The organism is Marinomonas sp. 5E14-1 (genome assembly GCF_039939215.1).
Lineage (GTDB): Bacteria > Pseudomonadota > Gammaproteobacteria > Pseudomonadales > Marinomonadaceae > Marinomonas.
Map to the genome: position 1 here is coordinate 38,940 of NZ_JBDXMW010000005.1, position 24,959 is coordinate 63,898.

Sequence of the window (24,959 nt, forward strand, 5' to 3'; positions counted from 1 at the left end):
CCGAGGGTATAGCGGCGCGCATTTTCCCATAACACAGCGTACTGAGCAAACTTTTTGTTAAAAAATGATCAATTAGACACACATTCCTTTTTTTGTGAGAACGAAACCAAGCCCAAAGCGAACAACATTCCCACCACAACACAAGTAATGCCAATGACTTCGACCCAAGTCACTGTCTCATTAAGAATCCATACACCTAGACACAAAGCAAATGGCGGCACCAGAGCAGCAAAGACAGCCCCCTTCGCTGCCCCCAAAAGCGTCACGCTTTTTGAGTAACTGTATAATGCAATAATAGCTGCAAACACACCTTGGAACGTGCCGTGCATTAATACCGTTGTAATAGGCAAACTCATGAAGGTTGTATCTTGGTGAAGCAAATATAAAGGCAGACACACTATACCAGACACCACGGACACCATTGCCGTTGCCACCCAAGCTTTTAATTGCCAATATTTACTCAACAATGTGAAACTTGCCCATAAAGCACCACAACCAACAAACATCAGATCACCAATAAAAACATCAACACTCATCCGATGAAAGCTGCTTAATCCAACAAATAAAATACCCAACACGATAATAAGAACGCCAAGTATTCGCTGCTTAGACAACTTTTCCGACAATAAATACATGCTGCCTAAGGTGGAGAAAACCAGCATACAACTAGGTGCAACAATGCCAAAGTGCGCACTGGAAGATAAGGTTATGCCTTTCATTGCCAATAATATATATGGCGCGCCAGCACCAATCGCCAAAGCAACGCCTTTAGTACACAATATTCGCAACGAAACTGAGTGGTAGAACAATACAGGCAATAAAATAATTCCTGACACGCCAAAACGTAATATCGTGAGTTCCAAAGACGTGACATTTTGAATTTGCCCAAACTTAGACAGAACAGGCCAACTCCCCCAGATTAATGACGCAATCAACCCCATTCCTACACCCAGCAGCATATCTTTATTCTTAAAAGGCATCCAACGCTCCTACTTAATATTGGTTTTCAAATAGTTTACGTGCAGAATAGAAACCAAACGCATAAAAACACACATTAAAATGTATAATTACTGCGTATTTATTCATTTTATGGGAAATTCCTTCGTGTTAGATAATTTTGATCATCACATTTTAAAAATCATGCAGTCAAATTCTCGCAGGACAACTGAAAGCATTGGGCAAGAAATCGGCTTATCTTCCACTGCCGTTCAACGAAGATTGAAGCACCTAAGAGACTCTAAAGTCATTGAAAAAGAGGTAGCGATATTATCCCCTTCAAAAATAGGCAGTCACGTGTTAATTCTCGTAGAAGTCGTACTCGTTCGAGGCGGCTCTTCCGTCGTCAACAATTTCAAACTAAAAATGCAAAACCACCCTAGCGTACAACAGTGTTATTACGTCGCAGGCAAGAATGATTTTATTTTAATGATCGCCGCTTCAAGCATGCAAGAGTATGAGCTCATCACGCAAACTCTATTCATGGATGATGAGACAATTTTGAAATTCCACTCCAACATAGTGATGAATAACGTAAAAGTCGGTTTAGAAATCCCACTGTAGCAACATCTTCAAACCAAACCTCTTTCTGCCAATGACACAGGGGTTGCGTCTCCCACGATAAAGTGATCCAGTAACCTCACATCAATAAGCATCAAAGCGTCTTTGATTTTCGCCGTAATAGAAATGTCTGCGTGACTGGGTTCGGCAACACCGCTTGGGTGATTGTGGGCGAGAATGACCGCCGCTGCGTTGTTCTGCAATGCAGCTTTAACCACTTCTCTTGGATAAACGGCTGCGGCGTCAATAGTGCCAAAAAAGAGTTCTTGGTATCGGATGAGCCGATGTTGCGTATCTAAAAACAAAACGGCAAAGACTTCTCGCTGGGAGTGTCGTAACTGGGAAGAAAGATAGCTTCTTACATGTTCTGCATCGGTAAAGACAGTTTCACGCACCAACTGCTCTTTCAAATGCCGTTTAGACATTTCAAGCACCGCTTGTAATTGGGTGTATTTTGCATCTCCCAACCCAAAACCTTTGCAGAACTCTTCTCGACTTGCAGATAAAAGGGAACGTAATCCACCAAATTGAGTCAATACTTGTCTAGCAAGTTCGACGGCACTAATGCCTTGCGTTCCCGTACGAAGAAAAATCGCCAATAATTCTGCATCCGTTAACGCGCTCGCGCCTTGGTGAATCAGTTTTTCGCGCGGTCTTTCCTGTTCTGGCCAGTGTTTAATACTCATGATCTACTCCTTGATCCATGATAATCTTGCTTTAATTTCAATAAATCACCAACGAAACAAAAGACATCCTTTCTTTATTTGTTTTCGTTGAGAGTTTACTTTATCTATCACAGAAAGAATTGAGAAGTTTTTATGTCAGATCTATCGCAAAAACGCATTCTACTAGGCATCACTGGCGGTATTGCTGCCTACAAAAGCATTGAGTTAATACGTCTATTAACCAAAGCTGGAGCAGATGTTCAGGTAGTATTAACAGAAGGCGCAAAAGCCTTTGTGACAGAGATGACATTACAAGCGATTTCTGGTCACCCAGTGCGCAGTACTTTATTAGACCCAAACGCCGAAGCAGGTATGGGACACATTGAGCTGGCAAAATGGGCTGATTTGATTGTAATTGCACCGGCTTCTGCGGACTTCATGGCGCGCTACAGCCAAGGCATGGCGAACGATCTACTATCAACACTTTGCATTGCCACTGAATCACCTGTGTTGTTGGCGCCAGCCATGAATCAAGCTATGTGGCGACATCCTGCAACACAAGATAATTATGCATTATTAATGAAACGTGGCGTGCTAAGTGTTGGTCCTGCCGATGGCGCGCAAGCTTGTGGCGATATTGGCCCAGGGCGCATGAGCGAGCCGAGCGATATCTTTAATGCCATTTCTCAGCACTTTAATAACACGTCTATTCAACAAGATTTAGCTGGGCAACATTGGGTCATTACCGCTGGCCCAACCATGGAAGCCATCGACCCTGTGCGTTACATCAGCAATCACAGTTCCGGTAAAATGGGATATGCCTTAGCAACCGCCGCATTGGCTCGTGGCGCGAAAGTCACGCTAGTAAGTGGCCCAGTGCAATGCGTTCCACCGCAAGGCGTCAATTTGCTTTCAGTGAAAAGCGCTGATGACATGTTAGCTGCCTGTGAACAAAGCATGGCTTCGCCAGCTGATGTGTTCATTGGTGCCGCCGCCGTGGCAGACTTTAAAATGAAAACCGCCACAGACCAAAAAATGAAGAAGCAATCTGATACAGATGAAATGCAGCTCGTTTTGGTGAAAAACCCAGACATTATTGCCACACTATCAGAAAATAAACGTGCGAAAACCATGGTTGGGTTTGCCGCTGAAACACAAAATGTGATCGAATACGCGCAAGGTAAACTGGAGCGGAAAGGCTTAGACATCATTGTTGCCAACGATGTTTCTCGTTCGGATATTGGCTTCAATCAAGATGAAAATCAAGTCACTGTCATTACCAAAGAGCAAACATGGTCGCCAGAAAAAGCCGCGAAAAGCGAGCTAGGTAACCAGCTCGTCGAATTTATTTATAAGCACACTCAATCAATACGTTAAGCGTGGCTTACCTTAAACAAAGAATGAAGAGAATGAACCAATGAAACACCCTATTCAGTTAAAAATACTCAGCGATAAAATTGGCAATGAGATTCCATTACCAACCTATGCAACGGAAGGTTCAGCAGGCTTAGATTTGCGCGCCTGTCTTGATGCTGCCATTGATCTCGCTCCGGGTGAAACCACATTATTACCAACAGGTTTATCTATTTATATCCAAGATCCGAGCTTAGCAGCGACGATTCTCCCACGTTCTGGTTTGGGTCATAAACATGGCATCGTGCTAGGAAATTTGGTCGGTTTAATCGATTCCGATTACCAAGGCGAGTTAATGGTGTCTTGTTGGAACCGTGGCAATACAACTTTCACCATTGAGCCGGGTGAGCGAGTGGCGCAGTTAGTATTGCTGCCTGTTGTTCAAGCAGAATTTGATATTGTGACAGAATTTGAAAGCACTGAACGTGGTGAAGGTGGCTTTGGTCACACTGGTACAAAATAATATCAAATTACGAAATAGGTGAGTTTTTCTCATCTATTTCGCATCACTTTTTCAAATAACTCATTCATTCTCGCACACAAGAATCAAATTTGTTTTTTCGACCGCTAACTATGTAATTATATTACAAATTTCTGTAGTTAATCCGTTTAGATCACGCTATTATTTCCACCCTAAGTGGTTGCTTACACTCGTTGCCAGCCTTGACTGTCACCATTTTGACATCATAACCCACTAATTTATATATCGATGACACTCTCTTCTTTTACTGTAAGGGTTTACGGTAATGCATTTTGTCATCGAGCCAGTTTGTTCTTATTGATAGGAGTATGTAATACGTGCCTTTTTCTCGTGAGTCTGCTTTAGATGTTGCTAAGGTTTTAAGTGAATCACTGCCTTATATTCAACGCTTCGCTGGTAAAACATTGGTCATCAAGTACGGCGGCAACGCAATGACAGATGAATCTTTACAAGCAGGATTCGCACGAGACATAGTTTTAATGAAGGCCATTGGTATTAACCCTATCGTTGTTCATGGTGGCGGCCCACAAATTGGCGAGATGCTGACAAAGCTTAATATCGAATCAAAATTCATTAACGGCATGCGCGTTACAGACACAGCAACCATGGATGTTGTTGAAATGGTGCTTGGCGGCCAAGTAAACAAAGAGATCGTTAACTTGATTTGTGAAGCAGGCGGTAAAGCCATCGGCATCACAGGTAAAGATAGCCGCTTCGTAAAAGCCAAAAAGCTTTTTGTTAAACATCAAGCGGAAGGCATGACAGCACCAGAGCAAGTGGATATTGGTCATGTTGGTGAAGTGGCGAGCATTGATACAAGTTTCTTAAAATTATTCGAAAGCAGCGATCTTATTCCTGTTATTGCGCCAATCGGTGTGGACGACCAAGGCAACTCATACAATATCAATGCAGACCTTGTTGCAGGAAAAGTTGCGGAAGCAGTTGGTGCTGAAAAGCTAATGCTGTTGACCAACATCTCTGGCGTACAAGACAAGCAGGGCAATGTGTTAACTGGCCTAAGCACAGCTCAAGTTGATGCTTTAATTGCTGATGGCACAATTTACGGAGGTATGTTGCCGAAAATCAGTTGCGCTCTATCTGCTGTTAACTCAGGTGTCACAAGTGCTCACATTATTGATGGCCGAGTTCCGCATGCCACCTTACTGGAAATCTTTACAGATACTGGCGTTGGTACATTAATTTCCAACACCAAGTTAGTCGAATAAAGACCATCTACAAACTATACGAATAATACAGGTTAAAACTGGATACGACACATGAGCAATAAGAAGAATGATCGTCGCACACAGATTCTGCACGCACTTGCTCAAATGCTAGAGAGCAGCCCAGGTGCACGCATTACAACGGCCGCTTTAGCAAAGCAGGTTGGAGTTTCTGAGGCGGCACTTTATCGCCATTTTCCTAGCAAGGCTAAGATGTTCGAAGGCCTAATAGAGTTCATTGAAGAATCTCTATTCACCCGTATCAATCTTATTATTCAGAACGAAAGCGATGTTGTTGTACGCGTAGAAACTATACTCATGCTCATACTTGGCTTTGCAGAACAAAACCCAGGCATGTGTCGCTTGTTAACAGCAGATGCTCTAGCAGGTGAAACAGAGCGCTTACGAGTTCGTATTGCCCAAGTATTTGATCGTATTGAAACTCAGTTGAAGCAAGTTATTCGTGAAGCAGATTTAAAACAAGGTTTACGACCAGCAATGGGCGTAACGCCAAGTGCTAATTTTCTTGTTGCTATTATCGAAGGGAAAATTCGCCACTATGTACGCAGCGAATTTAAAGTAAAGCCAATGGATGTTTGGCAAGATCAATGGTCAATATTGGCACAAAATTTGATGATAAACCGCTAGGGCTTGAAGTCTCCTTTCAAACCCTAGATTTAGCACTAAATTAGATACCATATTCATGGCGATAGGCTTTAACTGCACCAAGATGTTCGGCAAATTCCGGTGCATCTTGTTCTGCTAAATACGCCATGATGTCATTTAAAGACACTATGCTGATGACAGGCATAGCGAAGTCTCGCTCGACTTCTTGAATGGCAGACAATTCACCTTGGCCTCGTTCTTGACGATCTAAGGCAATAAGAACACCAGCAGGAGTGGCATTGGCTTCTTGAATAATAGCCATTACTTCTCGGATAGCGGTTCCAGCGGTAATAACATCATCGATAATCATGATGTTGCCTTCTAATGGAGCCCCGACAAGAGAACCACCCTCACCGTGAGTCTTTGCTTCTTTGCGGTTGAATACGTATGGTGTATCCACATCATGGTGATCATAAAGCGCAACAGCAGTTGTTGTTGCCAAAGGAATGCCTTTGTAGGCAGGGCCAAATAAAACATCAAATGGAACATTTGCTTCCATTAGTGAGGCTGCGTAAAAGCGACCTAACTTTGCCAATGCTTGGCCAGAGCTAAATAAGCCAGCATTAAAGAAGTAAGGGCTTACGCGGCCTGATTTGAGAGTGAATTCGCCAAAACGCAAAACGTTTTGTTCAATAGCGAATTCGATAAAGTCTCTTTGGTAAGGTTTCATGCCAACTCCAGAAAGATAAATAATACACAACACAGCGTCGCCAAGATCGAGCGAAGCCATGCCAACTTTGGATAGACGCTAATATAACACACGGCTAGGAATTGTAGGGACCAGAAATGAAGGTCATCAGCCTTAATGTAAACGGTATAAGACAAGCAGCCGATCGCGGCTTTTTTGAATGGATGGTTCGTCAGAACCCAGATGTTGTATGTCTACAAGACATACAGACAGATGAACGCAGTTTAAATGACAGTGTTTTCTTTCCACCAGAGTTCAATACTTACTTTTTTGACTCAATGGAAAACCCAGATCAAGCAGGTGTTGCGATTTATTGCAAAACCATGCCTAAAGCCATTATGACAGGCATGGGTTTTACCGAATGTGATTTCGAAGGTCGTTTTATTCAAGCGGATTTCGATAAAGTAAGTATCGGTACTTTTTTAACACCTCATGGCTCGAATCATGAAGAAGCGTTACAAGAGCACAAATACCGCTTTATGGAAGGCTTCAAAAACCATTTAATAAAAACACGCCGTAAGCGTCGTGAATTTATTTTCTGTGGTACAGCCAATGTGGCGCGCTCACCAATTGATGTAAGTAGCTGGTTCGTTAATCAACGCAACTCTGGTTTCTTGCCAGAAGAACGTAAATGGATAAACGAGATCTTCAATGAAATGGAATATATTGATGCGTTTCGCCAAGTGAACAAACAAGACAAACAGTACACTTGGTGGCCGGATTACGAACGCGCTTGGAAATTAGATGAAGGTGGTCGTTTAGATTATCAAATCACCACTCCTGGTATCAAAAATTTGATTCAAGGCGGTAGCATTTACAAAGGTCAACGCTTCTCTGATCATGCTCCATTGATCATGGAATACAATATCGACTAGTCGCTTACAGGTTCAGCTTTGTCTGAAACTGTGAAGTGAACAAAAAGAAACCCCTCTCGGCATATGCCCAGTGGGGTTTCTTGTTTATACGATGTTTTTACTGCTCATCGGCCAAAGGTTTGAGTTTCACCTTTAACTTAAGCTGATGTATGCTTCCCGGCGCAATTTCATAGCCGTCAGTCAGAACATTCGCTGCTTCAACACAGACAAAACGACGATACTCTTCATCTTCCATATCTGTTCGTTTTTTAGCAAGCTCAGCACCAGGGTTCCATAAAACTGTGCTTTGGCTTCCTTCCGTCTGAATAACAATCTTACGATTGAAAACAGGATCTTGGATCTCACATTCATCTGGCGCAGATAAATACACTCGATCCATGCAATCACATGGAGTCACTACGCCTTCTTGCAACTTCTTCTCGCTGTTATCGAATTTATCAACATAAGTGATCTGATCTAAACCATGCACTTCTGCTGCTTTGTTATCAGCCACATTGAAATACGTATGTAAGGCTTCGCTGATTGGCATAGGTTTATCGGATAAGTTAGCTGCTGAGAAATTGATTCTGAAACCTTTGTTGGAGAATCGAAATACTTGTCTTAATTCAAAAGCATATGGCCACATTTCTTCGATTAAAGGATGATCTTCGGAAGCAAGGCGAATTACGATTTTCACATCGCCATTTTTGAAATGACCCGCTTCAATAAGTTCCCAGCGGAAATATCGAGCCAGACCATGCGCTGGGTAGTCATCATACTCTTCATTCACCCCAAACCAAGGCCAACATACTGGAACACCAAAATGACGACGTTCAAAACGTCCTTTTCCACCTAAGTTCTCAGATTGAAATAAAAGGTCCTCTTGACCAGTAGGAATAAAGCTCTCTAAATGCCCTCCCCATAACGCAATCGCTGCGCTAAAGCCGGGTTGATCAATAATGATCTCATCGCACTTTTTCAAGCTTGCTGGGCGAATTTCACCACCTAGCTCTTCCAACTCTTTTATCAGTCGGCCATTCATTAACAACTCCGTTAAATGTTTATTGTGAACACATATTAACTTCAGATAATACGATTACAATAGTTTGTAGTGATACTGACAATTCAACAAAACAGATAAGCCTATTTTTCATGAAATAAAACTTAACCTCATACTGTTTTTACACTATAAAACATGGAATATCGAAGTAACACTAGCAAACCGAAATAGCATGGGATACAGAATGCTTCTCGGTCGAGAAGCATTGAATGGGCACGTACTCATCGACCCTCAAGGTGAATGCCTGCTTGGCAATCACCTTTCTAACGAACTAGCCGACCTTTATAAAGCTCATAAAGCCTAATTCATGAACTGGCCTTATCTTATTTTGATAAGGCCTTAGTCAATCTCTGCAACCTTGCACTCGCAGTTGATAAAGCCGTTTTATTGACCGCAATATCCGTTACATCATAAACCACTAAACAAAGGTGCTTAATCGAGCCATCTGGCTCAGAGAGCGGCCTAATTGCCACATTCTGGTACATCTTGTCCGAAACACCTGTGATTGGTCGGTAGCTTTTAAAAGGAAATAAATTCGGCCTTTGCTCCCAAGAGATAAATATAGGCGTTTTTAAACCAAACACATTATCAAGCTTCTGGCGTAACCAGCTCGCATCTAAGTCTGGAAAAAGCGTTAATAATGATTGTTGCTTCGCAATAGAAGAACTCACGCCACTGTGATTTTCCATAAAGCTATTCCATAGCTGTATCTCATACTTTGTATTCAAAACAACAAGCCCTACATCAATATGATGGAGCATATCAAACATCCAATGAAAATCAGCTAACCCTTCTGACTCTTTCATTATTCATCCTCAGCCAAAAACGATAACAGATTCTCAAGCGTTGCTACTGAATCTTCGGTGAACAACAACATTAAGTCGCAATTTATTTGATAGTTTTCTACTTCATAGACGATCTCAACGGCCAAAGTGCGCTTCCAAGTCGTTTTCTTAGCATTAATAAGGTCTTTAATTTTAACGTGTTGCCCCAGTAAAGCTGGGTGACTATGGCTGAAATCAATGTTCAACTGTTTGCCAATGGCTTGCATAAAAGGACCAACAAGAACAGAAGAAACATCCATCAAAAGTTCAGTTTCTAACTCTCTTGTAATCTCCTCCCTTACGCCCAGCAATTCCGCCATATCGGGAAAGCTCGAATCACTAAAAATAAGCAATGCTTCAAACGCGATACCAGAACCAACAAAACCTTGAGATACCGCAGAGCAACTGTCCTCTTTAACACTGTAATCCAGCGCCATTTGAAGCTCACCTACTTCAAGGATGTTTACTTTAGGTACAGGTAGTTTGATAAAAACATTCAGCATATTGGCCAAAACACTAGCCGCACGCCCCATAGCAACATTCGAAACTTCTTGTAAACAGTCATTAAGAGAAAACTGTTCTGCCGCAGTAACGGCATGAGCATTCGTTTGGCTCTCGTTTTGACTTGAGGAAAAAAGCCCTAAAGAAATAAGTAAGGCGCGAAGTTCGTCCGCCTCAGCAGGTTTTTTATGGAATGCCACCGCCCCCATGTTTTTCACCCGCTCGATCGCTTTTGGCTGAACATCGCCGGAGACAACAATAACAGCAGGAGATTGAGTAAAAGATTGAAGCGCTTCGAGCGTTTCATAGCCGTCTTTTACTGGCATATTCAAATCTAAAAATAAAATATCAAATACAGAAGACGATAAAATGCCTAAGGCTTCTTGGCCATGTTCTGCATACTCAACTTCGACATCCCAATCCGTTGGCAAAATTCTAGTTAGCTGTTTTCTCGCGATGTTTGAATCATCGCATATCAGCACTCGTGTACTCATTACTGCCTCTTAATATTAGAGTGTTTCTAACGTGTACTATGACATCCCACATGGCTTCACTAAAGTGACAAAAGTGTTACTTAGCGTAAAGTTTCATTACTTTAGTATAGTATACACTTGTATTTTTACCTTACACCACAGAATCAAACGTAAGAAAGCAACGCGACAGACACCAGCCTTTCATCGTATTTATTAGGTTTCGTACTAATAAGTGAGGTTTTTATAACAGTAATACCAAATCGATCCAGCTCTTCAATATCGACAAAACCGTAATCATAAACATCATCTAATAGAAGATAATCCAATGCAGAAAAACTTGGCTTTTCTTCACCTAAATCCGCTAATACAGTGTGGACTAGGCGCTTTACCCTTTCCATCAACGACAAGCCTTGCTGTTCGGGGTCGACGCCCAAATTAGGCAAATACACTTTAGGATTCGGATTCTGGCAGATAGCACGACCAACGCCTTCCGATAACAAGTTCGCCAAAAGGCTACTGTAATAACTGCCAGGTGGATAACAAATCAAATCTGCGCTTTCTATGGCATCTTTGCGGTCATCTGCTATGAGTTGATTAATGGGAGAAACCGCTCGCAAACCGCGATTTAGCCACATTTTTTTGATTGGACTGGATAATACCTCCGTTTCTTTCCCTGTAATATTATGCTGACCTAACACAACTTGCCCATTTTCCAATTCCACACCAAGATGAAAGCTTGCATCCACAGTGGTTTTTACATCGCCCAATGTTTTCACCAAACGAGAAAACAAGAACACGATAGGATCAAGTTGCTGAAAGTTATTTAAGTAACCACCAGCAATAATTAGATTACCAATGCTTGCACCTCTCAGATCGAAACTTTCATTAATTCGAGCCTGAGTCACCGCTAATTGCGCCTGAATAAGCGCCTTCATTGGATTAGGAATACTCTCAATTAAAGGGTGCTGCCCAGAAACGAGCTGCTGCAATTGTGTTTTGAGCGCTTCAGGAGAGTCATTTTGACTTAGCCTGTATGTAAATAAAGCATACACTTCAGGCTGCCCCATGACCGTTTCATCAGCTAGCGCCATTAATCGACTGCGTAAATCACCTACCGCGGGGATATCAAACTCAGCTCGCAAACGCGCAGAGCTGCCACCAGAATCAAATGGTGTAACAAGATGAATAGAATGATGCGTGTATTCTTTAAACACTCGGCTGATTTTATTCAATGCCGAACCGCCGCTAAAGAAAAGCACTTTCGGCCCTTGCTCAGGCAAGGTTTGATAACGATGGACACGAATAAGATCAGGCATTGTCATTCGACGAAAAATGCGCAAAGAGTCCACCATAAAAAAGCCTCATTTAGAAAATTCACAATTGGAGCAAAACGCTCTATTAGAACCCAACAAACATTATAAACCTATTATCTCTTTAAAAACCGCCACGACTCGACAATACTATTTTCGCAAGTTCAGCAAAGCCCAAACCTCCAGGTTGAGTGGTTTGATAACGTGGAATATATTTCATTGATGAAAGGTGCTGTTCAATATTGGCCACCCCAACACTGAGCGGAAAACGCGCAAACATACTTTCATCATTTGGGGCATCGCCAACATACAAAACTTGCGCCTGCTGTTCCTGCTCATTTAAGCCATATATTTGGCTTAATACACGTTGCGCCATGGAAAATTTATCGTAACCTTTAGAGCACACATTGATGTGAATTGAGCTGGCTTTTGCATTCAAACCAAGGGCAATCAATTCTGCGAGGAAAGCGTCTTTTTCTGCTACTGCTGGCGGGCTTACATCTTGTGCGTAATCAATAGCCACGTCTGTTATCCGATAAGACTGATCTCTTGCCAAACGCAACCTAGGATACTTAACCAGTAGCAAATTTACTTGTTCGAGCAAGCGAACTTGTTCATCACGCATAACAGCCTCTTCACGCCAGAACGCATAAGAAAGGTGTTTCTGTTCAGTTTTGCCAATAAAACAGGCTCCGCCTTCCGTGATTACTCCCTCAACCGGCAATGCGCGAGCTATCATGTCAGACCAACCTGCGCAGCCTCCTGTAACAGGGATAACCTTAATACCATTTGCTTCTAATGTCGCTAAAGCTTGTAGGGTTTCAACGGGTAACATCCCTTCCCATGTAAGGGTGTCATCAAAGTCCGTTAGAATAAAACGCAGTCCATGACAATCGTTCACAGTAAGATCTGACAAAGCTGAAATAAGCATTAACCACCTTATGAGCCAAGTTGAATTTTAACACCTTGAGTGGTGAGTAAATGAATTTGAGTTTCTGTAAGCGAATCCGTAAAGAGGTAATCAATTTTGGAGAATGTCTGAACTCTCGCCATCGCTTTCCGTCCCCATTTATGCTGATCCGCAACCAATAAGCTGTGGCGGCTTTGCTCAACTAAAACACGACTAACAGCAGCCTCTTCGGGATCGAAATCCAATATTCCCTGCTCTTCATCCATACCACCGCAACCCAATACACCATAATCAAAATAATATTGCTTTAAACCAGACAAAGTCTCTTCGCCAACTAAGTCATGATGACGATGGCGCAATTTACCGGCTAACACACGCACGCGTATTTCTGGATAATGTCCAAAAATTCCTGCGACTGTGAGGTTATTAGTGAATACCTGTAAGTTTTTATGGGATACCAGCGCTTTGGCCACATATTCAACCGTGGTACCTATTCCTAAAAATACAGACGCGCCATCAGGAATCATCTCTGCGACCTGACCAGCAATCCAAAACTTGGCCTCACTGTTCAAAAACTGCCGATGATCAAAAGGAAGGTTTTCTGTACTCGACACAGGCGCAATACCGCCATGTGTTCGACGCACTAAATGACGCTCTGCTAATTGATTGATATCCTTACGGATAGTTTGGGAGGACACGTTAAATCGTGCCACCATTTCTTCAACTAACAGAGCATCTTCTTGTTGCACCCAGTTTAGTATCTGGTTCTGTCGCTCATTTAAACTCACAAAAAGACCTTATTTATTCAGACAAAAATGCAAACTTACTTGGATCATCTGTAATAACTGCATCCATTCCCCACGCCCAATGGAACTCCACTGCTTGAGGGTCATTTGCCGTATAACAAAGTAATTTATAGCCTGCCGCTTTCACTGCTTTGGCGCGCGCTTCTGTTAATCTGGAGTAGTCACAATTCAAACTGTAGGCTTGAATACTCTCCAATTCTTCCTGCCAATTGTCTGGAATATCTTCATAAAGCTGAGCTAAATGTCGATCACCATCGATGCCATAACTCATCTGCAAAGCTGCATGATTAAAACTAGAAATCATCAGCTTATTATTATCGACCCAATGCGTTTTCAACACTTCCATCACCGCAGGAACGATCGTTTCGACATCTGCGCCATCGTGTTTGATCTCAAGATTTAAGCCCAATTCCAAAGACTGAATACATTCTAATGCCTCTAAAAGTGTTGGCACTTTTTCACCTGCAAAATCGGCTGAGAATTTCGTACCGGCATCTAAGCCAATCACATAATTAAGCTGTGCGTCACGGGTGACGCCTTCGCCATTTGTACAACGTTCAAGCGTGTCATCATGGAAAATGACAAGGCCACCCTCGGCAATCAAATACACATCAATTTCAACCCAAGTCGCACCTGCAGCGGCGGCCGCACGAATTGAAGATAAGGTATTTTCAGGCGCAAGTAACGCCGCACCTCGATGCCCCATAACTTTTGTATTCAATATCTCAGTGTTTGAGCTTTTGTCTTTTTGCATCTAAATTTCACAGCCTCTGTTGGTTTACTGCATCAAATAAGTGCCAATGTTTAACAGGAGCTTTTAACCACATAAGGCTATTTATCTTAGGCAAATGAGGCCCAGATAACCGAACGACAAAAGCTTCTCCCCGTTTTGATCCGTCATCCAATATGCCATGAATTAACGTCTCCGCACCAAGGGATTCTACCGCTTGAACACGCAAAGCGAAATCAGCATTTTGCTCATCTACCATTTCCAAATGCTCAGGACGAATTCCCCATATAACGCCGCCGCGATAATCATGGGAGAGCGTCAAGGTAAGAGACTCGGACAGTTTCAACCCTTGCTCAGCCAAATTAGCAGGAAGAAGGTTCATTGCGGGCGAACCAATGAAAGACGCGACAAAAGGCGTAGCAGGTTTGTTATACAAATCCATTGGTGTTCCAATTTGTTCCGCCTTGCCTTTATTTAAGACAACCAAACGATCTGCCAAAGTCATGGCTTCCACTTGGTCATGGGTAACATACAGTGTGGTGGTACCTAATTTTCGCTGTAGTTGACGTATTTCAACACGCATTTGAACCCGAAGCTTTGCATCCAAATTAGACAAAGGTTCATCAAACAAAAAGACTTTTGGGTCTCGTACCATCGCCCTTCCCATAGCGACTCGCTGACGTTGACCGCCAGATAACTGACCCGGTTTACGTTGCAGTAAATCTGTCAGACCTAGCATTTCAGCCACGTCAGTAACTTTTTGCTCAATAAGCTCTTTTGATACTTTGCGGTTCTTCAAACCATAAGCCATGTTGTTATAAACCGTCATATGCGGATACAAGGCGTAGTTCTGAAATACCATAGCGATGTCTCGCTCAGCGGGCTCTTTTTCATTCATTCGTTCGCCACGAATGCGCAATTCACCATCAGAAATGCTTTCTAAACCTGCCACCATACGCAACAAAGTTGATTTACCACAGCCAGATGGGCCAACAAGAACAATAAGCTCACCTTCTTCAATCGTTAGATCAACACTTGGAATAGCGTGATAACCATTAGGATACGTTTTACCAATCTTCTCTAAAATAACATCCGTCATCACTACTTCTCCGCGTCCACTAGACCTTTAACAAATAATTTTTGCATACCAATAACCACAGCGACTGGGGGCAACATGGCAAGCAAGGTGGTTGCCATTATAAGATTCCACTCAATATCGCCATCGGTCACAGACAACATGCGCTTTATACTCATCACTAAGGTGTAATAAGCATCGTCTGTTGTAATCAACAAAGGCCACAAATACTGGTTCCAACCAAAAATAAACAAAATGACAAACAAGGCCGCAATATTCGTGCGCGATAACGGCAGCAAGATATCAAAGAAAAAACGAAATGGGCCTGCACCATCAATACGAGCCGCTTCCACTAGCTCACCGGGAATGCTTAAAAAACATTGTCTGAACAGAAATGTCGCCGTTGCACTGGCAATCAATGGCAAGGTCAACCCAGTGTAGCTGTTCAATAACCCAAGATTTGCGATCACCTCATACGTTGGCACAATGCGAACCTCAACAGGCAGCATCAGCGTCATGAAAATAATCCAAAAGCACAAATTACGAAAAGGAAAGCGAAAGAAAACAATGGCATAGGCAGACAGGAGTGAAATGGCAATTTTGCCAAAAGTAATGCCTAACGCCATAATCAAAGAGTTCAACATCATGAAAAACACAGGTGTATCAATGCCGTTACCGGCTTTTTCAAACAACACCGTATTCCATGTTTCTGCTCCAGTATCACCAAACCACAATGGAATATGGCCAACACCAAATGCAGAAGCAGGGTGTGTCGAAGCAACCAACGCCATCCATACCGGTAGTGCCACCAAAGCAATGCCTAATATTAGCGTTGCATGACTAACAAACGTTAGCCAAGGTCTATTTTCTATCATGAGTACTGCACCTTGCGTTCAATATATCGGAACTGGATCACTGTCATGATGCCAACAATGCCCATCAACACCACAGACTGCGCCGCAGAACCACCAAGATCCAAACCGACAAAACCGTCTTCGAATACCTTGTACACCAAAATATTTGTGCTCTGCCCTGGGCCACCATTAGTCGTTGCATCGATAACACCAAAGGTTTCAAAAAAGGCATACACAAGATTCACAACTAAGAGGAAAAACGCTGTTGGAGACAACAAAGGAAAGACAATCGTCCAGAAACGCTTAAACGGGCTAGCACCATCAATAGATGCCGCTTCAATCAGCGATCGAGGCACAGCCTGCAAACCGGCTAGGAAAAATAAAAAGTTATAACTGATTTGTTTCCATGTAGACGCAATAACCACTAAGAGCATTGCCTGACTGCCATCCAAATAATGGTTCCAATCCACGCCTATCGACTCTAGCCATAACGCAATAGGCCCCATACTTGGGTCAAACAAAATCCACCAAAGCACACCAGCTAATGCAGGCGCTACCGCATAAGGCCAAATTAATAAGGTTTGATAGGTCAACTTTGCACGGATCACACGATCCGCCATCACCGCCAACAATAAGGCGACCGACATACCTAAAATGGCCACAGAAAAACTAAACACTAAAGTTGTTAAAATCGATTCGTAATAAAGAGGATCAGTAAAAAGCTCAATGAAGTTTTCTAAGCCAACAAACTCTCGGCTCAAGCCAAACGCATCCTCTTGGTAAAACGCTTGCTCTAATGCTTGCCCTGCAGGCCATAAGAAAAAAATCGCGGTAATCAAAAGCTGAGGCAAAAGTAATAACCAAGGTAGGCCTTTTTGAGGGAAAGTAACCGTCATAAACACACCCGAAAAGTAAATAAGAGACAGACAAAAAAATGCCTTCTTCATTACTCAATAAAAATCGAGAACGAAGAAGGCCTTCATTATTTAGTTATTTGCTTTCTCGAACTTACGAAGCAAAGCATTACCACGCTTCACTGCGTTATCTAAAGCCGCTTGAGCTTTCACCTCACCGCTCCAAACAGACTCTAATGCTTCATCGATCACCGCACGGATTTGAACAAAGTTACCCAAACGTAAACCTTTTGTATTAGCCGTTGGTGTACCAGTCGTCATTTGAGTCACACCCGTTTCTGTACCGACATTTGCATCGTAGAAACCTTGGCCTTTCGTCAAATTATAAGCGGCTTTCGTTATTGGAAGGTAACCAGAGAATTGATGCCAATCTGCTTGAACAGAAGCACGAGATAAATAACTTAAAAAGGAAGCCACACCTTTATATTCTTCTTTTGAATGTCCTTGCAGAACCCATAAAGAAGCGCCGCCAATGATGGTGTTAGAAGGTTGTTGTACCTTGCCTTCCCAGTAAGGAAGCTCCGCAACACCAAAATCAAATTTTGCATTACGTTTAATGCCCGCATAACCTGCAGATGACTCAGTAAACATCGCACACTCTTCGCTGTAGAATTTCGCAGCGCCGTCATTTGTACGACCAGAATAACTGAAAATACCGTTTTGCTGCCATTCGCCCATTTTCTCAACATGAGCAACTTGTAACGGTCCATTAAAAGTTAACTCTGTATCGAAGCCACCGAAACCATTACTCTTTGAAGCAAAAGGCACATTATGACGTGAACTCATATTTTCTAAATGCACCCAAGATTGCCAAGAGGTTGTAAAACCACAAGTCACACCAGATTGTTGCAACTTCTTCGCTGTTGATTCTACTTCTTGCCATGTTTTAGGAACTTGAGTGATACCCGCTTTTTTGAATAAATCTTTGTTGTAATACAGAACAGGTGTGGAACTGTTAAATGGCATCGACAACATTTTACCTTCGTTGCTGGTGTAATAACCGGTTACCGCACTTAAATAAGCGCTTTCATCAAAAGACTGGCCTGACTCACGCATTAGCTGATGCACAGGATAAATAGCACCTTTCGCAGACATCATACTCGCTGTACCCACCTCGAAAACCTGAACAATCGCAGGTTGCTGTTTCGCGCGAAACGCAGCAATGGCCGATGTCATAGTTTCCGTATAATTGCCTTTATAGACAGGTTTTACATGGTAGGCATCTTGTGAATCATTAAAGCCTTGAGCAATCTCATTAACTTTTTCACCATTGGCACCACCCATTGCGTGCCACCATTCAACTTCTGTGGCTGCAGAAACTGAGCCCGCAATAGACAAACCAATAACCACTGACGCTAGTTTAAAATTATGCATTTCTGTGTTCCTCACAATGAGCTTTTATTAGAAAAGAAGGAACGACTGTAAATAGAAAATATTTCAATTTGATGATGATTAGGTTTCATTTGAAATACAATTAAACTCAAATGAAATCAATTAAATGAAACTCGCTGAAAGGAAGCAAAAGATAAAAAAGAAACTCGATCCCTTACGAAGAAGGTGAAAACCCTTGTTTCAAAGCCGATATCAAATTATCAAACTCATTCTTCAAGTTATCATTCACTTGAAAAGAAATACTATGTCCCTCTTCGAACGTGATTTCAATTTCTCTAATAAGTTGGTAAAACTTATGGCCAGAGACTTCTAAACCTTCACCTCTTAGCCTGTGCGCAAAATCATCAAGGCCTCCCAACCTTGAGACACAAACGTTTCTTGAAAGCGTTCAAATAACGACGTCTCCTCTAAAGTGGCAGCCTCGCCAAAAAAACGTGATGAACTGATAGATAAGCTGATATAAATCGACGCGCATATTGTTTACGAAGAGTTATATAGTATATGCTCCCTAAACCCGCTATCCAAGAGAGAGCATTCAAAAGAAAAGAATGTGCTTCTTTAAACAAATTTCAGGCAAAAAAAAACCTGCTATAAAAGCAGGTTTCTTTAATATGGTGCCCAGAGACGGAATCGAACCGCCGACACGAGGATTTTCAATCCTCTGCTCTACCGACTGAGCTATCTGGGCAAGTGGGGCGTATTATAGAGAAACCTTTTTACGGGTCAACAGTTTTTTGAAAAAAAATTAAAAACTTAGTTTCTTCCGCTCCTCTGGTATTATCTCTCTAATATCAAGGAGATAAAACTTATGCTTCATATCGTACTTTACCAACCAGAAATCCCACCCAATACAGGCAATGTCATCCGCCTGTGTGCTAACACAGGTTACCATTTACATTTAATCGAACCTTTTGGGTTTGATCTTGATGATAAAAAGCTACGCAGAGCCGGTCTTGATTATCATGAGTTTACTCGGTTAAAACGTTACCCTGACTTTCAAGCATTCATTGATCAGAATGACATAGGCACAGTATACGCTCTAACAACCAAAGGTAGCAGAACACATAGCGAAGCGAACTTTGTTGAAAATGATGTATTGGTTTTTGGACCAGAAACTCGTGGCTTGCCTGCTGAATTCATCGAGGCGCTACCACTTCCTCAAAGACTACGTTTGCCAATGCAAGCAAACTCTCGCAGTTTAAACTTATCCAATACGGTTGCCGTCATGGTTTATGAGTCTTGGAGACAACTTGGTTACGCTATGCCAGCAGAATAATACACTGAGGTAAAATGAACGCTCTTTCACTGTTTTTAAAACGAAAAAAAAGTCGTCTGACATTTCGCGATAAAGTGCATTTACATGAATCTACCGATTTAAAAAAGCGCTTCCTGCTCTTAATTGGCGTCATTGCTTTGCATAGCTTAGCCATGGTGTTTTTTGAAGACTTAAATTGGTGGCAAGCTTTTTGGCTAACCATGACATCTGCAAGCACCACAGGTTATGGAGATATTTCAGCCGCAACTTTTTGGGGGCAGTTCTCAACCATCTTATTAATTTATGGCATGGGAATAACCTTACTTGCACAGATTGCCAGTGATTATGTGGAACTCAGGCTAATAAAGAAAGAAATGCGCGTAAAAGGCGTTATAAGGTGGAATGAAATGCAAAACCATATACTGATTATCAATACTCCAAAATATGACTCTGAGCGCTATCTAGGGCTTTTGGTGAGCCAAATTACACAAACGCCTGAACTTGCCGACGCTCCTATTCAGATTCTTACCACAGCCTTTCCTGAAGGTTTACCGTTAGAATTGAGGTCTCAAGGTGTGGTTCATCACACTGGAGATGCATTAAGCGATGGTATGCTTTTAGCGGCTGGAGCCGATAAAGCGAAGTACATCATTGTTTTATCACCAGATGCTCAGGACAGTCTCAGCGACAGCTTAACCTTTGATGTTTTGCACCGCATTCAAGCTCTACAGCCTTCGGCTTTTATTATGGCGGAAGCCATTAATGACTCGAATCGACCTCGCTTTAAAAGCGCAGGGGCAAATGCTGTTATTCGTCCGGTAAGAGCTTACCCTGAAATGCTAGTACGCTCTTTAATGGCGCCTGGCACAGAGCAAGTGTTGGAAGATTTATTTCGCCATCAAGGAGACCACACCATTCGCTTAAACATTCAGCTTACGAATGTTACTTGGGCGAAAGTCGTGACAACCTTGATTCAAAAAGACATTGGAACTGCGCTAGGCTACATACAAGAAAGTGGTGACGTTGTAACGCACCCTCAGACTCATGCAGTCATCAATGCAACAGGATTAATCGTGCTGATAAATGACGACCAAGCCATTCCGTCGCTGGATGAAATAGGGAAGTTATTCTAAGGCGAGTATTCAGCTCAAAGTATAATGATGGGCTTGAGATTACTTATTTTGTAACTTAAGCCCTATCACTTCTATTTGATTGCCTTTCATTTCACGAATCGTCAGGCGCTGGTTACCAAACCTAGCTCTATCACCTACCACAAGAGACTTACCAAGTTGTTGTTTTAACAACTCAGCAGCGGTATCGTTTTCACTAATTCCTTCCAATGAAACACCATACACCTTGGCGAGATCCAGTAGTGACGCATCGCCACGAATGGCAAACTCGCCAAAGAAGTTCTGCAGCAGGAATGATCCTGAGGATTGTTGTGAGAATATTTGCGCCACATCATTCACATCCTCTGGATGTAAAAGCATCCAGATTCTATCGCCTGATTTAAGCGCTGTTTCAGTATTCACGACAATCGGTTTCTGGTCTCGAACCAAAGCCACCAGCTGAGGCGTAGAAACCGTCTCACTAGGAACGTTTTGAACAATTGCCGCAGGAATACGAATCGATTCCGCTTGCACCAAAAATTCGTAAAGTTCTAATGTGTGGTGAGAATTCACATCGTCGATTAAAGAGAAACGTGTTGTCGGCGCGGGCGCCGGAGGAACAACAACTTTTAGCCAACGGGCCATCCAAGGCACAGTAGAGCCCTGCAACAACAAAGAAATCAGCACTACGGTGAAAGTGATTTCAAACAAGAGCTCTGCATTGGTGAGGCCTGCGATGACAGGGTAAAGTGCTAATACAATCGGAACCGCGCCGCGCAACCCAACCCAACTAATATAAAGACGCTCAGGCCAACGAAAATCAAACGGCAACAAACAAATAATCACAGCAACAGGACGAGCGATAAAAATAAGAAAAGCAGCTATCGCAACGGCTTCAAAACCATGCGTCAACAAACTCGACGGCGCAACCAAAAGCCCTAATAGCAAGAACATACCTGCCTGAGCCAACCAAGCCAAACCATCCATCACTTGAGATATAGCCTCAAGCTGCTTGATACGACCATTTCCAACCGTTAACCCGACAAGGTAAACAGCAAGGAAACCACTACCACCAACAATGTTAACGCCGGAGAAAACGGCAAGCCCGAAGGAGATAATCAGTAGCGCGTACAAACCTTCTACTAAAGGCACTTTACGCAGTACAAGCAATAATAGTTTCCCACCCAACAAACCAACAATGCCACCGATCGCGAACTGCTGAAGCATTTGACCTAAAAACACCAAAACACTTAAGTGATCCGTACTTTGTAGCAAGCCTGTTAGCATCACCACCAACAAAATTGCCATTGGATCATTGGCGCCAGATTCGATCTCTAGCGTACCACCAACACGTTCATTAAGGCTCACTCCGCTGTTACGCAGTAAATTAAATACTGCTGCCGCATCAGTAGAGCCAACAATGGCACCGAGCAATAAGCCGTAGATAAGTTTGACGTCAAGCAACCAAGCAGCAAAAGAGCCTACCGCTGCTGTGGTGAAGACAACACCTAATGTCGCAAGGGAAAAAGAGGGCCACAAGGCCACACGAAAGGTACTGGTTTTGGTACGCATACCACCATCAAGAAGGATGATAGCAAGAGCAAGATTACCAACAAAAAAAGCAAGATTTGGGTTGTCAAAAGCCAGTCGACCAATACCCTCTTCGCCTGCTAACATCCCCATTCCGAGGAAAACAAGTAACAAGGGCAGACCAACACGAACAGTTAAAGAGCTGGCTAAAATGCTAACCAGTAGCAATATGCCTGCTAAAAAGATAAATCCATTTGTGTCGATAGTAGCAATAACCTCTAACTAAAGTTGTCCGGTAAGCGTTAAGTACTTTTCCATCAGTTGCTCTTCACTTTCTTTGTAGTTTGGGTCCAGAGGAATACAATCTACTGGGCAAACCTGCTGACATTGAGGTTCATCAAAATGCCCTACGCATTCAGTACACTTTGCTGGTTCAATCACATAGATTTCTTCACCTTGAGAAATCGCCTCATTTGGGCACTCAGGCTCACAAACATCACAGTTTATGCATTCATCTGTAATAATAAGAGACACTTTTCTCTCCTAACAAAAACACTATGTAGTAGAACCAAAAAATTTAAATCGTTTGAAAGTGCTCTTGCAAAACGCGCTTAACTTCTGGATTTACAAATTGACTAAAGTCACCATTTAAAGACGCGATTTCTCTTACTAATGTTGATGATATGTAAGAGTGCTTCTCTGATGGTGTCAGGAAAATACTTTCCACATCTGGCGCAATCGCTCTATTCATATTCGCCAGCTGGAACTCGTATTCAAAGTCAGAAACCGCACGCAAACCTCGAATCACCACTTTGGCATTCACAGAGCGCGTAAACTCAGTTAATAAGTTATCAAAGCCCATTACTTGTACATTCGGCAAATGCCCTAATACATGTTTAGCTAATGATATACGCATCTCATGTGATAATGCTGGGCGCTTTTTTGGGCTAGCAGCAACCGCTACGATAACTTGATCGAAAAGCTTTGATGCTCGTTCAACCAAATCCGTGTGGCCATTTGTAATCGGGTCAAATGTCCCCGGATAAACCGAAATCGTACTCATGGTTTTCATCCAAATTTAGTAAGGGATAATGAGAAAGAGCAACCAAAATCGTCATAATAATTCACTCTCGTTCTCGTTTTAGGGGTCGCATCATATAGGAATACGCCCTTATTCTCAATTCACCAAACAATATCGATTGTCTAACTTATATTCAAGATTATAGGGCGCTCTCTTTATAAGCTGTAGGGCCCTAATATTTGCTTAAGAAAAGAAATCGTTAAAAATATAAAGATAGGCGATAAATCCAAACCACCCAAGGTAGGAATTACTCGCTGGCACGCTCGATATAGAGGTGCCGTAATCTGTCCAACCAACATAGCACCAGGATGACTTGCACCAGGAGCAACCCAGCTCAAGATCACAGAAATCAGCATGGCCCAGAAATACAGATCCAACAAATGATAAAAAGTGCCCGCGATGGTGTAAATCGCATAACCTGCTGGAGAGAGTGAAACACCTTTAATAAGCACAACCAAAGCTACTGTTAGAAGTTGCACCGCAAACGCCAATACAAGGGAAGCAGTATCCAAGCGACCAATAGCTGGTATGATTTTGCGTAATGGCAATATCAGCGGACTCGTTGCTCTAACCACACCTTGGCTAATAGGGTTATAAAAGTCTGCTCGCGTCAGTTGAAGCACTAAACGCAATAACACAATAAACAAGTAAAGGTTACATATCACCTTCACCAACATAGTAAATGGGTCTGAATACATTCTATTTATTCCTCACTATTATTCCGAACAGAAAAGTCTCTCGACATTTCTTTTGATCTATTCGCGCAAGCTGTCATGGCATCAGCCACTATTTTATCTATATTCGATGCTTCAAAAGACAATAAAGCTTGTTCTGTTGTGCCATTTGGCGACGTAATGTTTTTACGCAACTCCTCAATCGGTTCTGGTAATTCCACCATCATACGCGCAGCACCTAACATGGCGTGACTCGCTAATTCACGACTGACGTCTTCATCCATGCCTTGTTCTTTTGCTTCTTTGATCATAGCCTCAAGAAATAAAAAGAAATACGCAGGTGCACTACCCGATAGGCTTGTGACTGTATGCATGTGCTCTTCTTGTTCGACCCACACAGAATTGCCAACGCTTGAGAACAATTCAGTTACCCAATGCTTTTGCTCATCAGTAATGTGCTCATTGGCAATCAGACCTGTCATACCAGCACCTAACTGCGAAGGCGTGTTTGGCATACTACGAACAACAGCAACAGGCTTACCAAGCCAGTGTGACAAAGCATTCAGCTCTATTCCCGCCGCGACCGACACAAACAACTGATCACCACGAACATACGGAGAAAACTCCTCAACGACCGTTTGCACTTGCGCAGGTTTAACACACAACACAACGACATCAGCGTCATTAACGGCCGAATCATTATCAGCCAACATGGTGATGCCATATTGTTCATTATAATAGTCTCTTTTTTCTGGCGTTCTTGATGTCCCTATAATTTTGTCAGCAGGGTAACCACTCGCAAGCATGCCACTAAAAATTGCTCTTGCCATGTTTCCCACGCCGATGAAAGCAATGCTAGGTGTCATGTGTCATCCTATTATTAATCTGAGCTCGTACGCCCATTAAAAGTCAAT

General features: G+C 42.6%; 28 protein-coding genes and 1 tRNA gene. 9 read left to right on the forward strand and 20 right to left on the reverse strand.

The features are described from left to right. Positions 1-68 precede the first annotated feature (68 nt). On the reverse strand, positions 69-980 hold the full coding sequence (locus ABFY09_RS05745) for a DMT family transporter (RefSeq protein ID WP_347983341.1): 912 nt from the start codon (positions 978-980) through the stop codon (positions 69-71). A 124-nt stretch (positions 981-1,104) separates the two neighbouring features. Between ABFY09_RS05745 and ABFY09_RS05750 the strand changes: the two genes are divergently transcribed. After that, positions 1,105-1,560, forward strand: a complete 456-nt coding sequence (locus tag ABFY09_RS05750) for an Lrp/AsnC family transcriptional regulator (protein WP_347983342.1) — start codon at positions 1,105-1,107, stop codon at positions 1,558-1,560. 8 nt (positions 1,561-1,568) lie between these two features. On the opposite strand, the gene radC is transcribed toward ABFY09_RS05750, so the two are convergent. Continuing rightward, positions 1,569-2,243 carry a DNA repair protein RadC gene (gene radC / locus ABFY09_RS05755; RefSeq protein WP_347983343.1) on the reverse strand — a complete coding sequence of 225 codons (675 nt, stop codon included), beginning with the start codon at positions 2,241-2,243 and terminating at the stop codon, positions 1,569-1,571. Between the two features lie 132 nt (positions 2,244-2,375). On the opposite strand from radC, the gene coaBC reads away from it, so the two are divergent. From coaBC to slmA, 4 genes are all read left to right on the forward strand, one after another. Next, entirely contained in the window at positions 2,376-3,599 is a 1,224-nt protein-coding gene (gene coaBC / locus ABFY09_RS05760; protein WP_347983344.1) for a bifunctional phosphopantothenoylcysteine decarboxylase/phosphopantothenate--cysteine ligase CoaBC, read from the forward strand. A gap of 40 nt (positions 3,600-3,639) precedes the next feature. Beyond that, complete coding sequence (gene dut, locus ABFY09_RS05765; protein ID WP_347983345.1) at positions 3,640-4,098, forward strand: dUTP diphosphatase; 459 nt, start codon at positions 3,640-3,642, stop codon at positions 4,096-4,098. Between the two features lie 335 nt (positions 4,099-4,433). Then, positions 4,434-5,342, forward strand: a complete 909-nt coding sequence (gene argB, locus ABFY09_RS05770; protein WP_347983346.1) for an acetylglutamate kinase — start codon at positions 4,434-4,436, stop codon at positions 5,340-5,342. Between the two features lie 51 nt (positions 5,343-5,393). After that, a complete protein-coding gene (gene slmA, locus ABFY09_RS05775) occupies positions 5,394-5,987 on the forward strand; it encodes a nucleoid occlusion factor SlmA (RefSeq protein WP_347983347.1) in 594 nt (197 codons plus the stop codon). 40 nt (positions 5,988-6,027) lie between these two features. On the opposite strand, the gene pyrE is transcribed toward slmA, so the two are convergent. Further along, entirely contained in the window at positions 6,028-6,675 is a 648-nt protein-coding gene (gene pyrE / locus ABFY09_RS05780) for an orotate phosphoribosyltransferase (protein WP_347983535.1), read from the reverse strand. Between the two features lie 116 nt (positions 6,676-6,791). On the opposite strand from pyrE, the gene ABFY09_RS05785 reads away from it, so the two are divergent. Continuing rightward, positions 6,792-7,568 carry an exodeoxyribonuclease III gene (locus ABFY09_RS05785; RefSeq protein WP_317005853.1) on the forward strand — a complete coding sequence of 259 codons (777 nt, stop codon included), beginning with the start codon at positions 6,792-6,794 and terminating at the stop codon, positions 7,566-7,568. 97 nt (positions 7,569-7,665) lie between these two features. Here ABFY09_RS05785 and ABFY09_RS05790 read toward each other — a convergent pair whose 3' ends face one another. Beyond that, positions 7,666-8,589: a D-hexose-6-phosphate mutarotase gene (locus tag ABFY09_RS05790; RefSeq protein ID WP_347983348.1), complete on the reverse strand. Its 924-nt coding sequence runs from the start codon at positions 8,587-8,589 to the stop codon at positions 7,666-7,668. Positions 8,590-8,722: 133 nt separating this feature from the next. On the opposite strand from ABFY09_RS05790, the gene ABFY09_RS05795 reads away from it, so the two are divergent. Next, positions 8,723-8,911: a RimK/LysX family protein gene (locus ABFY09_RS05795; RefSeq protein WP_347983536.1), complete on the forward strand. Its 189-nt coding sequence runs from the start codon at positions 8,723-8,725 to the stop codon at positions 8,909-8,911. 19 nt (positions 8,912-8,930) lie between these two features. Here the strand turns inward: ABFY09_RS05795 and ABFY09_RS05800 are convergent, their stop codons facing one another. The 11 genes from ABFY09_RS05800 to ABFY09_RS05850 all read right to left on the reverse strand — a co-directional run bounded on the left by ABFY09_RS05800 (position 8,931) and on the right by ABFY09_RS05850 (position 19,084). Then, positions 8,931-9,413, reverse strand: coding sequence for a hypothetical protein (locus tag ABFY09_RS05800; protein WP_347983349.1), 483 nt, complete (start codon positions 9,411-9,413; stop codon positions 8,931-8,933). Then, positions 9,413-10,426, reverse strand: a complete 1,014-nt coding sequence (locus ABFY09_RS05805; RefSeq protein WP_347983350.1) for a response regulator — start codon at positions 10,424-10,426, stop codon at positions 9,413-9,415. Before ABFY09_RS05805 ends, ABFY09_RS05800 begins: the two co-directional genes overlap by 1 nt. Positions 10,427-10,569: 143 nt before the next feature. Next, positions 10,570-11,757: a GAK system CofD-like protein gene (locus ABFY09_RS05810; RefSeq protein WP_347983351.1), complete on the reverse strand. Its 1,188-nt coding sequence runs from the start codon at positions 11,755-11,757 to the stop codon at positions 10,570-10,572. An 82-nt stretch (positions 11,758-11,839) separates the two neighbouring features. Beyond that, positions 11,840-12,646 (reverse strand): HAD-IIB family hydrolase, encoded by an 807-nt coding sequence (locus ABFY09_RS05815; protein WP_347983352.1) that lies wholly within the window; start codon positions 12,644-12,646, stop codon positions 11,840-11,842. 8 nt (positions 12,647-12,654) lie between these two features. After that, positions 12,655-13,413 (reverse strand): DeoR/GlpR family DNA-binding transcription regulator, encoded by a 759-nt coding sequence (locus tag ABFY09_RS05820; protein WP_347983353.1) that lies wholly within the window; start codon positions 13,411-13,413, stop codon positions 12,655-12,657. Positions 13,414-13,426: 13 nt separating this feature from the next. Continuing rightward, on the reverse strand, positions 13,427-14,185 hold the full coding sequence (locus ABFY09_RS05825) for a glycerophosphoryl diester phosphodiesterase (protein ID WP_347983354.1): 759 nt from the start codon (positions 14,183-14,185) through the stop codon (positions 13,427-13,429). 7 nt (positions 14,186-14,192) lie between these two features. Then, positions 14,193-15,260 carry a sn-glycerol-3-phosphate ABC transporter ATP-binding protein UgpC gene (ugpC, locus tag ABFY09_RS05830; RefSeq protein ID WP_347983355.1) on the reverse strand — a complete coding sequence of 356 codons (1,068 nt, stop codon included), beginning with the start codon at positions 15,258-15,260 and terminating at the stop codon, positions 14,193-14,195. Between the two features lie 2 nt (positions 15,261-15,262). Then, positions 15,263-16,111 carry a sn-glycerol-3-phosphate ABC transporter permease UgpE gene (ugpE, locus tag ABFY09_RS05835; protein WP_347983356.1) on the reverse strand — a complete coding sequence of 283 codons (849 nt, stop codon included), beginning with the start codon at positions 16,109-16,111 and terminating at the stop codon, positions 15,263-15,265. After that, positions 16,108-16,986, reverse strand: a complete 879-nt coding sequence (gene ugpA / locus ABFY09_RS05840; protein ID WP_347983357.1) for a sn-glycerol-3-phosphate ABC transporter permease UgpA — start codon at positions 16,984-16,986, stop codon at positions 16,108-16,110. Before ugpA ends, ugpE begins: the two co-directional genes overlap by 4 nt. Positions 16,987-17,076: 90 nt before the next feature. Beyond that, positions 17,077-18,378: a sn-glycerol-3-phosphate ABC transporter substrate-binding protein UgpB gene (ugpB, locus tag ABFY09_RS05845; protein WP_347983358.1), complete on the reverse strand. Its 1,302-nt coding sequence runs from the start codon at positions 18,376-18,378 to the stop codon at positions 17,077-17,079. Between the two features lie 630 nt (positions 18,379-19,008). Then, positions 19,009-19,084, reverse strand: a tRNA-Phe gene (locus ABFY09_RS05850). 120 nt (positions 19,085-19,204) lie between these two features. On the opposite strand from ABFY09_RS05850, the gene trmL reads away from it, so the two are divergent. Both trmL and ABFY09_RS05860 read left to right on the forward strand, forming a co-directional pair. After that, on the forward strand, positions 19,205-19,672 hold the full coding sequence (gene trmL, locus ABFY09_RS05855) for a tRNA (uridine(34)/cytosine(34)/5-carboxymethylaminomethyluridine(34)-2'-O)-methyltransferase TrmL (RefSeq protein ID WP_347983359.1): 468 nt from the start codon (positions 19,205-19,207) through the stop codon (positions 19,670-19,672). A gap of 14 nt (positions 19,673-19,686) precedes the next feature. Then, complete coding sequence (locus tag ABFY09_RS05860) at positions 19,687-20,784, forward strand: potassium channel family protein (protein WP_347983360.1); 1,098 nt, start codon at positions 19,687-19,689, stop codon at positions 20,782-20,784. Positions 20,785-20,823: 39 nt separating this feature from the next. Here the strand turns inward: ABFY09_RS05860 and ABFY09_RS05865 are convergent, their stop codons facing one another. The 5 genes from ABFY09_RS05865 to proC all read right to left on the reverse strand — a co-directional run bounded on the left by ABFY09_RS05865 (position 20,824) and on the right by proC (position 24,911). After that, the gene (locus ABFY09_RS05865) at positions 20,824-22,563 is read right to left on the reverse strand and encodes a potassium/proton antiporter (RefSeq protein WP_347983537.1); all 1,740 of its coding nucleotides are present in this window, start codon (positions 22,561-22,563) and stop codon (positions 20,824-20,826) included. A 9-nt stretch (positions 22,564-22,572) separates the two neighbouring features. Then, positions 22,573-22,824, reverse strand: coding sequence for a YfhL family 4Fe-4S dicluster ferredoxin (locus ABFY09_RS05870; protein WP_317005829.1), 252 nt, complete (start codon positions 22,822-22,824; stop codon positions 22,573-22,575). A 43-nt stretch (positions 22,825-22,867) separates the two neighbouring features. After that, positions 22,868-23,353, reverse strand: coding sequence for a pantetheine-phosphate adenylyltransferase (gene coaD, locus ABFY09_RS05875; RefSeq protein WP_347983361.1), 486 nt, complete (start codon positions 23,351-23,353; stop codon positions 22,868-22,870). A gap of 173 nt (positions 23,354-23,526) precedes the next feature. Then, complete coding sequence (locus ABFY09_RS05880; RefSeq protein ID WP_347983362.1) at positions 23,527-24,069, reverse strand: YggT family protein; 543 nt, start codon at positions 24,067-24,069, stop codon at positions 23,527-23,529. 5 nt (positions 24,070-24,074) lie between these two features. Beyond that, positions 24,075-24,911 (reverse strand): pyrroline-5-carboxylate reductase, encoded by an 837-nt coding sequence (proC, locus tag ABFY09_RS05885; RefSeq protein WP_347983363.1) that lies wholly within the window; start codon positions 24,909-24,911, stop codon positions 24,075-24,077. Positions 24,912-24,959 lie beyond the last annotated feature (48 nt).